General features: G+C 34.0%; 14 protein-coding genes. 10 read left to right on the top strand and 4 right to left on the bottom strand.

Annotated elements, in window-relative coordinates:
- Window positions 1-15 precede the first annotated feature (15 nt).
- Window positions 16-498 carry a cyclic pyranopterin monophosphate synthase MoaC gene (gene moaC / locus AK212_RS00445; RefSeq protein ID WP_053028577.1) on the bottom strand — a complete coding sequence of 161 codons (483 nt, stop codon included), beginning with the start codon at window positions 496-498 and terminating at the stop codon, window positions 16-18.
- Between the two features lie 62 nt (window positions 499-560).
- Here moaC and AK212_RS00440 point away from each other — a divergent pair, with 62 nt between their 5' ends.
- The 7 genes from AK212_RS00440 to AK212_RS00410 all read left to right on the top strand — a co-directional run bounded on the left by AK212_RS00440 (window position 561) and on the right by AK212_RS00410 (window position 5,289).
- Entirely contained in the window at window positions 561-1,820 is a 1,260-nt protein-coding gene (locus tag AK212_RS00440; RefSeq protein ID WP_053028576.1) for a molybdopterin molybdotransferase MoeA, read from the top strand.
- Complete coding sequence (gene mobB, locus AK212_RS00435; RefSeq protein ID WP_053028575.1) at window positions 1,817-2,287, top strand: molybdopterin-guanine dinucleotide biosynthesis protein B; 471 nt, start codon at window positions 1,817-1,819, stop codon at window positions 2,285-2,287. Before AK212_RS00440 ends, mobB begins: the two co-directional genes overlap by 4 nt.
- A 6-nt stretch (window positions 2,288-2,293) precedes the next feature.
- Window positions 2,294-2,743 (top strand): molybdenum cofactor biosynthesis protein MoaE, encoded by a 450-nt coding sequence (locus tag AK212_RS00430; RefSeq protein WP_053028574.1) that lies wholly within the window; start codon window positions 2,294-2,296, stop codon window positions 2,741-2,743.
- Window position 2,744: 1 nt separating this feature from the next.
- Window positions 2,745-2,978 carry a molybdopterin converting factor subunit 1 gene (gene moaD / locus AK212_RS00425; RefSeq protein WP_053028573.1) on the top strand — a complete coding sequence of 78 codons (234 nt, stop codon included), beginning with the start codon at window positions 2,745-2,747 and terminating at the stop codon, window positions 2,976-2,978.
- Between the two features lie 6 nt (window positions 2,979-2,984).
- Window positions 2,985-3,590 (top strand): molybdenum cofactor guanylyltransferase MobA, encoded by a 606-nt coding sequence (gene mobA, locus AK212_RS00420; protein ID WP_053028572.1) that lies wholly within the window; start codon window positions 2,985-2,987, stop codon window positions 3,588-3,590.
- 13 nt (window positions 3,591-3,603) lie between these two features.
- On the top strand, window positions 3,604-4,626 hold the full coding sequence (moaA, locus tag AK212_RS00415; protein WP_053028571.1) for a GTP 3',8-cyclase MoaA: 1,023 nt from the start codon (window positions 3,604-3,606) through the stop codon (window positions 4,624-4,626).
- A gap of 309 nt (window positions 4,627-4,935) precedes the next feature.
- Window positions 4,936-5,289, top strand: coding sequence for a SarA family transcriptional regulator (locus tag AK212_RS00410; protein WP_053028570.1), 354 nt, complete (start codon window positions 4,936-4,938; stop codon window positions 5,287-5,289).
- A gap of 53 nt (window positions 5,290-5,342) precedes the next feature.
- On the opposite strand, the gene AK212_RS00405 is transcribed toward AK212_RS00410, so the two are convergent.
- Together AK212_RS00405 and AK212_RS00400 are read right to left on the bottom strand one after the other, a co-directional pair.
- The gene (locus tag AK212_RS00405) at window positions 5,343-6,548 is read right to left on the bottom strand and encodes an MFS transporter (RefSeq protein ID WP_053028569.1); all 1,206 of its coding nucleotides are present in this window, start codon (window positions 6,546-6,548) and stop codon (window positions 5,343-5,345) included.
- Entirely contained in the window at window positions 6,545-6,982 is a 438-nt protein-coding gene (locus AK212_RS00400) for a MarR family winged helix-turn-helix transcriptional regulator (protein WP_053028568.1), read from the bottom strand. Before AK212_RS00400 ends, AK212_RS00405 begins: the two co-directional genes overlap by 4 nt.
- Before the next feature lie 178 nt (window positions 6,983-7,160).
- Here AK212_RS00400 and AK212_RS00395 point away from each other — a divergent pair, with 178 nt between their 5' ends.
- Window positions 7,161-7,922: a VOC family protein gene (locus AK212_RS00395; RefSeq protein ID WP_053028567.1), complete on the top strand. Its 762-nt coding sequence runs from the start codon at window positions 7,161-7,163 to the stop codon at window positions 7,920-7,922.
- Here the strand turns inward: AK212_RS00395 and AK212_RS13735 are convergent.
- A complete protein-coding gene (locus AK212_RS13735; RefSeq protein ID WP_080365498.1) occupies window positions 7,919-8,170 on the bottom strand; it encodes a hypothetical protein in 252 nt (83 codons plus the stop codon). The genes AK212_RS00395 and AK212_RS13735 overlap by 4 nt on opposite strands.
- Window positions 8,171-8,332: 162 nt before the next feature.
- Here AK212_RS13735 and AK212_RS00390 point away from each other — a divergent pair, with 162 nt between their 5' ends.
- Together AK212_RS00390 and AK212_RS00385 are read left to right on the top strand one after the other, a co-directional pair.
- Complete coding sequence (locus AK212_RS00390) at window positions 8,333-9,592, top strand: lipid II:glycine glycyltransferase FemX (protein WP_053028566.1); 1,260 nt, start codon at window positions 8,333-8,335, stop codon at window positions 9,590-9,592.
- Window positions 9,593-9,730: 138 nt separating this feature from the next.
- The gene (locus tag AK212_RS00385; RefSeq protein WP_053028565.1) at window positions 9,731-12,913 is read left to right on the top strand and encodes an efflux RND transporter permease subunit; all 3,183 of its coding nucleotides are present in this window, start codon (window positions 9,731-9,733) and stop codon (window positions 12,911-12,913) included.
- Window positions 12,914-12,940 lie beyond the last annotated feature (27 nt).

Raw genomic sequence — 12,940 nt, 5'->3', positions numbered from 1 at the left:
TGTGCTTAGAATAGCTTATCGACGATAATCACCTGATTTGCCACCTGATTTTGATTCAAGATACGTTTCACCGATGATCATGCCTTTATCTACTGCCTTCGTCATATCATAAACGGTTAGTGCAGTCGCTGATGCGGCAGTTAATGCCTCCATTTCAACACCAGTCTTTCCTGTTGTGGAGACAATCGCAGTGATATTTAATGTATAAGACATGTTGTCATTCGTTTGCCAATCAAATTGAACATCAATGCCAGTTAAAGGTAAGGGGTGGCACATAGGTATTATTGTTGATGTGTTCTTAGCGGCCATAATACCAGCAATTTGGGCCGTATTTAAAACGTTACCTTTCTTATTAGTATTATCAATTATTTGTTTATAGATTGTTTCATTAACAGTAATGCTAGAATGGGCTTGTGCAGTACGCTTCGTAACAGCTTTATTTGAAACATCAACCATTTTAGCATTACCTTGTTCATTAATATGAGTGAATTTTGACATATTAACCCTCCTGATAGGGATAGTATATCATGATTTTAAATTATAAATTGGAGATGAAATCAATGGCAGTTGAAAAAAGAAATCCTATACCAGTGAAAGAAGCAATACATCGTGTTGTCCAACAAGAGATATATTTGAATCAAATTGAAGTGAATTTAGATGAGAGTTTAGGATATATTCTAGCAGAGGATATTGTTGCGACTTATGATATACCTCGTTTTAATAAATCACCTTATGATGGGTTTGCAATACGCAGTGAAGACTCTGTAGGTGCCTATTCAGAAAACCGCAAACAATTTAAAGTAATTGACCATATAGGTGCAGGTTCAGTTTCTAGTAAAACACTTGGTCAAAATGAAGCGGTGCGTATTATGACGGGTGCTCAAATTCCAGAAGGCGCCGATGCAGTAGTGATGTTTGAACAAACAGTTGAAGACGGAGATACATTCACGATACGTAAATCATTTGAAGCAAATGAGAATGTATCGCTTAAAGGTGAAGAAACGACAACTGGAGATATTGTTTTGAAAAAGGGACAAGTCATTAACCCCGGTGCAATTGCCGTATTAGCAACGTATGGCTATACTAAAGTGCAAGTTACACGTCGTCCTAGCATTGCTGTCATTGCAACAGGTAGTGAACTATTAGATGTGAACGATGACTTGCAACCAGGAAAAATTCGCAACTCAAATGGTCCAATGATTAAAGCATTATCAGAGAAGATTGGCTTAAACGTGGAAGCATACAAAATCCAACAAGATGATTTAGAAAGTAGTATTGCTGTAGTTAAAGATGCTATGTCTAAACACGATATTGTTATAACAACTGGCGGTGTTTCTGTTGGAGACTTTGACTACCTACCAGAAATTTATAAAGCGGTTAATGCTAAAGTATTATTTAACAAAGTTGCAATGCGACCTGGTAGTGTAACAACGGTAGCTGTTGCTAATGGACAATATTTATTTGGCTTGTCAGGCAATCCATCTGCTTGCTTTACCGGTTTTGAATTATTTGTGAAACCAGCTGTTCAGCATATGATGGGCGCAACTGCATATTACCCTCAGGTTGTTAAAGCTACATTAATGGAAGATTTTACGAAAGCTAATCCATTTACACGTTTTATTCGAGCAACTGCTAACTTCTCACAAAGCGGTGCGACTGTAGTACCATCAGGGTTTAATAAATCAGGTGCAGTAGTTGCAATTGCGCATAGTAATGCAATGATTATGTTGCCAGGGGGAACAAGAGGATTTAAAGCTGGACACACAGTAAATGTTATTTTAACTGAATCTAATGTTTTTGAGACGGAAATGACCTTATGATTTTGCAAATCGTAGGCTTTAAAAATTCAGGAAAAACAACATTGATGCAACATACGATACAATTTTTAAAATCTCATGGTTACACTGTAGCAACAATCAAACATCATGGTCACATTGGTGATGATATCACGCTTCAAGAGGATCATGTAGATCATATGAAACACTTTAATGCTGGAGCAGATCAAAGCATTGTGCAAGGTGAACACTATCAACAAACGGTCACGCGTGCATATAAACAAAATCTTACTCAAATGATTGACCAATCTGTTACAATTGATTGTAATATCATTTTGGTTGAAGGATATAAAGATGAACATTATGATAAAGTAATTGTTTATCGAACAACCAAAGAATTAGACCAGCTAAAGCAATTGACATGTGTTAAATATTGTTACCATGTTCAAGATATACAAGCATTATCACATTATGATAATTGGCTATTACAATGGATAGAGCAAAGGAATTGACACTAAATGAAGCAATTTGAAATCGTTACTGAACCTATCCAAACGGAACAGTATCGAACATTTACTATAAATGAACACCAAGGTGCTGTAGTGGTCTTTACAGGGCATGTAAGAGAGTGGACCAAAGGCATTAAAACGGAATACTTAGAATACGAAGCGTATGTTCCTATGGCAGAGAAGAAATTAGCGCAAATCGGTGATGAAATTCAAGAACGTTGGCCAGGGACAATTACAACCATTGTTCACCGAATTGGGCCACTTCAAATTTCAGATATTGCAGTATTAATTGCAGTATCATCACCACATCGTAAAGATGCATATCGTGCGAATGAGTATGCGATTGAGCGTATTAAAGAAATTGTTCCAATCTGGAAAAAAGAAATATGGGAAGATGGTGCAGAATGGCAGGGCCATCAAAGAGGTAGCCACGACCTTGCAACTAAAGGAGAGGACTAGTGTGAAGGTATTATACTTCGCTGAAATAAAAGAAATTTTGCAAACTGATAGTGAAATACTTGATATTAATGAAGCAATTGATGTTAATAATTTTAAACAAAGATTGTTTGAGAGACATCCCTCAATTCAATCTAAAAAATTTCAGGTTGCAGTAAACGAAGAATTTGTACAAGAAGAGGATATCATTCAACCAACAGATACAGTTGCATTGATTCCACCAGTAAGTGGGGGTTAACAGGAAATGAAAGCTATTATTTTAGCAGGTGGTCATTCAGAACGCTTTGGCACGGCTAAAGCGTTTGCTGAAATAGATGGACAATTATTTTATCAACGAATTGTTCAAACATTACAAGAAACAAATATGTTTAATGACATCATTATTAGCACGAATGATCAATTAGCTGATCAATTTAAACATGATCATGTCATTATAGATGACACTAAAAATAAAGATAAAGGGCCACTTGCTGGTATATATACTGTAATGGAGCAATACAATGATGAGGAATTATTCTTTGTCATTTCTGTTGATACGCCGATGGTAACTGGTAAGGCCATCAGTGCATTGTATCAGTTTTTAGTTTCTAAACTAATCGAAGATCAAATTGATATTGCTGCATATTCAGAAAATGGACGTGTCATACCAACCATTGCATTTTATCACCCGAATTGCATTGACGTTATGAAAGAAGCTTTAGATTCAGATGATTTTAGCTTACGACACGTATATAATCAAGTGACGACAGAATGTATAGATGTTACAAGCATACAATCACCTGAATATTGGTATAAGAATATTAATTATCAAGAAGATTTAGCCACATTGAAACATCAGATAAATCATTAAGGAGGATCCATGTATGGTTGCACAAATCAAAGATAAATTAGGTCGACCTATTCGCGATTTACGTATTTCTGTAACTGATCGTTGCAATTTTAGATGTGACTATTGTATGCCTAAGGAAATCTTCGGTGATGACTACGTGTTCCTACCTAAAGATGAGTTATTAACGTTTGAAGAGATGGTGAGAATTGCGCGTGTTTATGCAGAACTTGGCGTGAAAAAATTACGTATAACAGGTGGGGAACCATTGCTTAGACGTAATTTATATCAATTAATTGCTGAGTTGAACAACATTGATGGTATTGAAGATATCGGTATGACGACGAATGGACTCTTGTTGAAAAAGCATGGTCAAAAATTATATGATGCGGGCTTAAGACGTATTAACGTTAGCTTAGATGCTATAGATAATGAAGTGTTCCAAGCCATCAATAATCGTAATATTAAAGCTACTACTATTCTAGATCAAATTGATTATGCAGTATCTATTGGTTTCCATATTAAGGTAAACGTTGTAATCCAAAAGGGTGTAAACGATGATCAAATCATCCCAATGGTCGATTACTTTAAAGATAAAGATATTGAAATTAGATTTATCGAGTTCATGGATGTTGGTAATGATAATGGTTGGGACTTCAGTAAAGTTGTGACCAAAAATGAAATGCTAGATATGATTGAAGCGCATTTTGATATTGAGCCAGTCCCTCCTAAATATTATGGGGAAGTTGCAAAGTACTATAGACATAAAGATAATGGTGCTCAATTTGGTTTAATCACAAGTGTCTCAGCTTCATTTTGTTCTACGTGTACGAGAGCACGTTTATCATCGGATGGTAAATTTTATGGGTGCCTATTTAGTACTGTTGAAGGCTTTGATATTAAATCATTTATTCGTTCAGGTGTGACGGATGATGAATTAAGAGAACAATTAATAAGCTTATGGAACATTCGTGACGATCGATATTCAGATGAACGTACAGAACAAACCGTTAAAAATCGTCAACGCAAGAAAATTAATATGAACTACATTGGTGGTTAAATTAAGAATGGGAGTGGCGCAGTATTTAAAAAGAATTCTGTTTCGCTCCCGTTCTTTTAGAATATAAATTCAATTAACAGTTTACATTTAAAGTAAATCACTATTTAATATAATACCTATGATTAAAGTATAGGAATGTCATAATAGCACTGAGTATATGTATAACTGATTTTGTATTAAACACTAATCAGAAAACAAATAAAATTTGTAATAGATTAAATTGTGTATGTGTTATATAATTTTGTTAAGGAAAATTAATTTTTTAAAGCAATAATTACATCTTAGAATCAACATTGGAGGTCTTTAATTATGGCAACAGAAAAAGTACAACGCTTTATTGCAGCAGAGAGAGAATTAAGCCAATTAAAACATTGGTTAAAATCATCGTATAAAATTTCCATTGAGGAATTTGTAGTTTTATTTAAAGTTTATGAAGGTAAAAAAATTAGCGGTAAAGAATTACGCGATACGTTGCATTTTGAAATGTTATGGGATACAAGCAAAATTGACGTGATTATACGTAAAATTTATAAGAAAGAATTGATTTCTAAATTACGCTCTGAAACAGATGAGCGACAAGTTTTTTATTTCTTCAACGCAACACAACAGAAATTATTAGATAAAATGAAATCTGAAATCGAAGCAATTAGTATTGCTAATTAATAGATTATAATAAGCGCTAGGAAATGTTTTAATGATTTCCTAGCGCTTTATATTTAATGATATTGCATTTTGACTTTTCTACCATGAACAAAAAAGTAAAGTACAATGCTAAGTGCAGCGACAATAGCCATAATAATATAAACTTCTGTATAGCTAATGAAACCTGTAAATAAGCCTAATAAAGATGGTCCGAATCCAATGCCGATATCTAAACCAATAAAGTAGGTTGATGTTGCAATACCATATTTACTTGTAGGTGACACTTTAATAGCAATTGCTTGCATTGATGACGATAAATTGCCATATCCAATACCTAGAAAGACACCAGCAAGTAATAACATCCAGCCACTATAACTGAATACTAATAAGACAAAGGTAATGATTAGTGCGATAAATGCTGGATAAACAACAACATTTTCTGTACGTGCATCAATCATTCGACCTGCAATTGGACGTGTAACTAGAGAAGCGATGGCATAACAAATAAAGAAATAACTGGATGCTTCTAATAAATGACGTTGCTCTGCAAAGAATTTTAGGAAAGTGAGTATGGAAGCATAGTTTAATGCAATAACCATCATAACAATAGATACAGGTACTGCTTCTTTAGCAATAAAGTTGTGAATGTTGAAACCAGACGCTTGAGCTACTTTAGCATCCGTTTTATTATGAACGGCATCGAAATCAATTTTAATAAATAAAGAAATAATTAAACTAATAAGGCCTAACACGACACATATCGTAAATAATAAATTGATAGAAAATGATTTTAATAATAAGATGCCGAAGAAAGGACCTATAGCTGTTCCAAGTACTAAACTCAGAGAAAATAAGCTAATACCTTCACTCTTACGTTCAACTGGTGTGACATGTGCAGCTATCGTGCCAGTTGCTGTAGTCGCAATAGCCGTTGCAATGCCATTTATTAAACGTACGAACATTAAAAATGTAATTGATCCGGGTATAAAATAAAGTAATTGTGTAATAAGAAGCAATAGTAATCCTGTGATTAATATTTTTTTAGGACCAAATTTATTAACATATTTACCAGTACCAAATCTTCCTATTAAAGAACCGATAATAAACAATCCTACTACGAGTCCGGCTAGACTATCTGAGGCATGATAAGTTGTCTTACTATAGTCAGCAATAATGACTAATAAAAGATACATGCATAAATACACGAAAAAGTTGATTGAGAAATTAACTGTAAAGCTTTTCGTGAAGATGGGTTGTTTTGCATTTATGTTTTGTGTCATTCTGCTTCCTCCTCTGCCAACGCAAGATGAAGTTTATTCATTACTGTTATGACACTTTCAAGATCTTCCTTTGATAATCCAGCATGCTTAATAAGCGCTTGTTGAACTGGTAGAATCTCACGATAAACTTCTTCGTATAGTGCCTGTCCTTTATCAGAGAGACTTAATAATTTCTCACGTTTATCTTGCTTACTTGGTTTTATAACTAGCAATTCTTTCTCAGACAAAATTTTAATAATCTTACGTGTCGTAGGTTTCTCTATAAAACGACGTTTAGAAATATGAACTAGTGTCGTCGGGGAAGTACTGGCAATATCTCTTAATATTAACCATTGCCCAGGGTGTAAATCGAATCGATCGAGTATCGGTTGCGTCCGTTTAATATATGGGCGATATAAACCGATGAAACTGTTAAAAAATTCATTTGTTAACATAATATACTCCTTCCAAACAAGTTAGCTTTGCTAACTATTTTTTGAACAAAAATTATTATATGACGTATTTAAAAAAATTGCAATACTTTATTAATAAGTTGTATGAATAAAAGAAGTAATCAGATAAGAAGTTTGATAAGATAGATGCAAGTCGAATAATTAAAGGGGAATACGATCAATGGAACTAAGATTTGACCATATTATTCATTATGTTGATAACCTTAAGAATTTTAAATACCCAGGGGAAATCTTAAAAATTAGCTCGGGTGGTAAACATCATAAATTTGGAACATTTAATCGTTTATCTTATATAAATGAAAATTATATTGAATTGATAGATGTAGAAGACAAAGAGAAACTAACTAAAGAGTCAAAAACAGAAGAAGGTCGCGTTGCATTTGCGACTAAAATTGTTCAAGACCACTTCCAACAAGGTTTTAAGACAATTGCTTTAAGAACCTCAAATATAGAACAATTGAAGCAAACATTAGAAAGTCGTGGCATTGAAACAATTGGACCTATAGATATGCATAGAGAGAATAAAAAAGGTGACAAAGTAAGATGGAAACTACTGTACATTGCAGATCCTGATTACATGGTAAAACCGCCATTCTTTATTGAATGGGCAGAAAAAGAAGTTAAACACAATCAGAAATTAGAACCGCTTTTTCAAAAACAATTCAAAATCGACAAAATTATTATAGATAGTGAAAAGCGTGCAAAAACACTTTCAAAATGGCAAAAATGGTTTGATATGACTATTCTTGAAGAAGGCGATCATTATACGGATGTGCAATTAACGACAGATCACATTATATACCGTATACAAGATGCGAAAACGTCGGGGTATAATACAGTCGTATTTAAAGATAGCGAAACGACTGCGCCGTACTCAATTATTACAAAAGGTGCTAAATATCGCTTTGAACCAGAAAATTAATATAGATAAATATAAGTACTATGTGCAATCAATCCGATGTGCACGATTGAAAGTATTAAAGAGAGTATACTGAGGTATGCAGTTATTTTTGACGTTTGTAATAATAAGAAAAAGATAGTAAGTACAAACGACAATCCAACGAACATTACTCTTAAACTAAAATATGAAATAGTTAAAGGTTGAGTCATCGTAACAACAATAGCTATCAAGTTTAAAATAACAAATAGTATTAATATTAAATTTCGCATAATAACCCTCTTTTTAAGAAATATTAGTATTTTAAGTCTATACAGTATATCAAAAATTTAAAATCATGAAATAATATTTGAATCGGACGGCGAGTTTGTCGACACTCAAATCATGACATTGTATAATTATAATTAATGTAAAGAAAAAGGAGTTTTTATAGCATGGAAAAGATGAATATCACTAACCAAGAGCATGATGCGTTTGTGAAAGCTCATCCTAATGGCGATTTGCTACAACTAACGAAATGGGCAGAAACAAAACGACTAACAGGATGGTATTCAAAGCGTGTAGCAGTGGGCGAAGATGGTGAAATTAAAGGTGTAGGTCAATTACTATTTAAAAAGATACCTAAACTACCATTCACGCTATGTTATGTTTCTCGTGGATTCGTAACAGATTATAGTGATAAAGCTGCCTTGGAACAGTTATTAGCCGAAACTAAAAAAGTAGCTAAAGCAGAAAAAGCCTATGCTATTAAAATTGATCCAGATGTTGAAGTCGATAAAGGTATAGATGCACTTAAAAATTTAAATGCATTAGGATTTAAACATAAAGGGTTTAAAGAAGGTTTATCTAAAGATTACATTCAACCACGAATGACAATGATCACACCAATCGATAAAACAGATGAAGAAATAATACAAAGTTTTGATCGACGAAATCGTTCAAAAGTACGTCTTGCTTTAAAACGAGGTACGAAAGTAGAACGTTCAAATCGAGAAGGACTTAAAACTTTTGCGGAATTAATGAAGGTAACAGGAGAACGTGATGGCTTTTTAACAAGAGATATAAGTTATTTCCAAAATATTTATGACTCTCTGTATGAAGATGGAGATGCTGAATTATTCCTTGTTAAGTTGGAACCAAAGTCTGTCTTAGAGGACATTGATAAAGAACTTCAAGAACTGGACAACGAAAAAGCACAACTACAAGACAAATATGAAAGAAAGCAAGATAAAAAGACGCAGAATAAACTCAATGATGTCGAAGCTAAAATTCAAAAATCTATTGAAAGAAAAGACGATATGACTGACTTATTAGCAAAACATCCTAATGGAATTTATTTATCTGGTGCATTGTTAATGTTTGCAGGATCAAAATCATATTATTTATATGGTGCGTCATCGAATGATTACCGTGACTTCTTACCTAACCATCATATGCAATATGAGATGATGAAGTTTGCGCGTGCACATGGTGCGACAACTTATGACTTTGGAGGAACGGATAATAACCCAGATAAAGATTCTGAACATTATGGTCTTTGGGCGTTTAAACGTGTATGGGGTACGTATCTAAGTGAAAAAATAGGTGAATTTGATTATGTATTAAATCAACCACTTTATCAATTAATTGAACAAGTTAAACCACGTTTAACTAAAGCTAAAATTAAAATTTCTCGTAAATTAAAAGGTAAATAGTTTATTTATTATTAGAATTTAATCTGAACGATAACACAACTAACATTGTGACGTTCAGATTTTTTTAGGATAATAGGGATGGCTAAAATGGATGAATGGATGATTTTTTTAAGATAAAAGAATGGGGGAAAACCAGAAGTGATTAAGAAAATGCTAACGTTCTCGTTAGGAAATAAATTTGCAATATTCTTGATGGTTGTATTAGTTATCCTAGGAGGTGTATATGCTAGTGCTAAATTAAAACTCGAGTTACTGCCAGATGTTGAAAATCCAGTCATATCTGTACAAACCACAATGCCGGGTGCGACACCTCAAACAACCCAAGATGAGATCAGTTCCAAAATTGATGACCAAGTGCGCTCACTCGCATATGTAAAAAGTGTGAAAACACAGTCAATACAAAATGCCTCTATAGTAACCGTTGAATATGACAATGATACGGATATGGATAAAGCTGAGGAAGTCTTAAAGAAAGAAATAGATAAGTTAGACTTCAAAGACGGTGTAAGTGAACCAGAATTAACACGAAATTCTATGGATGCATTCCCAATCGTAGCGTATTCATTTACTAATAAAAATAATGATCTCAAAGCGACGACAAAAGAAATTAATACACAACTTATCCCTAAATTACAAACCGTTGATGGCGTACAAAATGCGCAACTTAATGGTCAAACTACAAGACAAGTAACATTAAAATTTAAACAAAATAAACTAGATGAAGCTGGATTAACAGCTGATGACGTAGAGAATTACATCAAAACAGCAACACGTGAAACACCTCTAGGATTATTTCAATTTGGCAAAAATGAAAAATCAATCGTCATTGATGGTCAATTCAAATCCGTCAATGCCCTTAAAAACTTAGAAATCCCATTAACAATATGCGGTCAAAGCCAAGCAAGTAGTAGTGATGACCAATCTGGTAATGAGATGCGTAGCACTGGAGACAGCGCATCATCGTCAAGCGCTCAATCTCAAATGAACAATCAATCTCAAGCGTCTAGTGGTGAAATGCCAAGCGTACCGTTAAGTGACTTAGCAAACATTACTGTTGGAGATGAACGTGAATCAATTTCTAAGACGAACGGGAAAGATGCGGTCAATGTCCAAATTATGAAGGCACAAGATGCTAATACGGTTCAAGTTGCTAAAGATGCACAAAAGAAAATTGATGACTTTGTGAAAAACAATGATGACATTAAAGCGACTAAGACTATGGATACTGCTAAGCCAATCGAAGATTCACTTTATACTATGGTTGAAAAAGCAGCATTAGGAACTATTGTCGCAATTATTGTTATCCTATTATTCTTGAGAAATATTAGAACAACGGCTATATCAATAGTTTCTATACCGCTTTCTATTTTAATCGCACTCATTGCATTAAAGTTAAGCGATGTATCTTTAAATATTTTGACGCTAGGTGCATTAACAATCGCAATTGGTCGTGTGATAGATGACTCAATCGTTGTTGTTGAAAATATTTATCGACGATTGTCAGATCCAAAAGAAGCATTGTCTGGAGACCATTTAGTAATCAGTGCAACGAGAGAAGTTTTTAAACCTATTTTATCTTCTACAATTGTTACGATAATCGTATTCTTACCACTTGCATTTGTATCAGGCTCAGTAGGTGAAATGTTTAGACCTTTCGCTTTAGCAATCGCCTTTAGTTTGTTAGCATCATTACTTGTATCTATTACTGTGGTACCTGCATTAGCTTCTACATTTTTCAAAAAAGGAATTAAGTTAAAGGCGCATTCGAATAGTCAAAATGAAGAAAGTCGTGGCGTCATAAGTAGGGGCTACCGTAAAATCCTTGGCTGGTCTTTAAATCATAAGTGGATTGTTTTAATTATTAGTGTTGTTATCCTAATTGGAAGCATTGCACTAGGCGGCTCAAAATTAGGTACAAGCTATATTTCGACTGGTGACGATAAATTCCTAGCTGTAACTTATACACCTAAACCTGGTGAAACTGAAAAAGCTGTGTTGAATCATGCAAAACAAGCGCAAGCCTATTTGCAATCGAAAGATAAAGTGAAAACTGTGCAATATTCTGTGGGAGGACCTTCGCCTGCAGATCCAACTGGTAGCACGAATAGTATGGCGATTATGGTTGAATATGATAAAGACACACCTAACTTTGAAGAAGAACCTGATAAAGTGATTTCACATTTATCTAAGATGAATCAACCTGGTGAATGGAAAAATCAAGACATGGGTACTGGTTCTGGAAATGATTCGGTTGAAGTCACTGTAAAAGGACCTTCAACGAATGCAATCAAAGATACCGTTGCCAAAGTAGAGAAAGAAATGAAATCTGTTAGCGGTATAACTAATGTAAAATCAGATTTATCGCAAACGTATGATCAATATGAAATTAAAGTTGATCAAAATAAAGCAACTGAAAAAGGTATCTCAGCTGGTCAACTAGCATTGAATTTAAATGAGAATTTACCAGAAAAAACGATTACCACAGTTAAAGAAAATGGTAATAAAGTAGACGTCAAAGTTAAACAAAACAAACAGACAGATTGGTCTAAAGATAAATTGAATAATATGGAATTAAAATCACCAACTGGTGAAACAGTTCAACTGAAAGAAATCGCGAACCTTGAGCGTACAACAACACCAAGTAAACTCGTGCAAGAAGACGGAGATTATGCAACAACAGTATCTGGTAAAATCACAGATTCTGACGTTGGTGGCGTTTCAAGTAAAGTCATGAATAAAATTAATAAGATAGACAAACCAGATAACGTTAAAATTAACGTTGGCGGTGCAACAGATGATATTAATCAAGCAATAAGCCAATTGGCATTTGCGATGCTAGTAGCTATCGTCATTGTTTATCTCGTATTAGTTATCACATTTAAAGGTGGCTTAGCGCCATTCACAATACTGTTCTCACTACCATTTACAGTTATCGGTGTCGTATTAGCATTACTCATTACGGGTGAAACAATTTCAGTGCCAAGTTTAATAGGTATGTTAATGTTAATAGGTATCGTTGTAACCAATGCTATTGTGTTAATAGATCGTGTGATTACAAATGAGCAAGAAGGTATGTCTATGAAACAAGCATTGCTAGAAGCGGGAAGTACGCGTATTAGACCAATTTTGATGACAGCCATTGCCACTATTGGCGCATTGTTACCACTATTATTTGGTCAAGACAGTTCAATATTAATATCAAAAGGTATGGCAGCAACTGTCATTGGAGGATTAATTTCGTCTACACTGCTTACTTTAATTGTAGTACCTGTCATCTATGAAATCCTCTTCACTTTAAAAAATAAAATAACACGTAAATAAAACATATAGCCAACTATTGCTAATATG

The organism is Staphylococcus borealis, from assembly GCF_001224225.1.
GTDB lineage: Bacteria > Bacillota > Bacilli > Staphylococcales > Staphylococcaceae > Staphylococcus > Staphylococcus borealis.
This window is presented reverse-complemented; position numbering and strand designations above follow the sequence as displayed.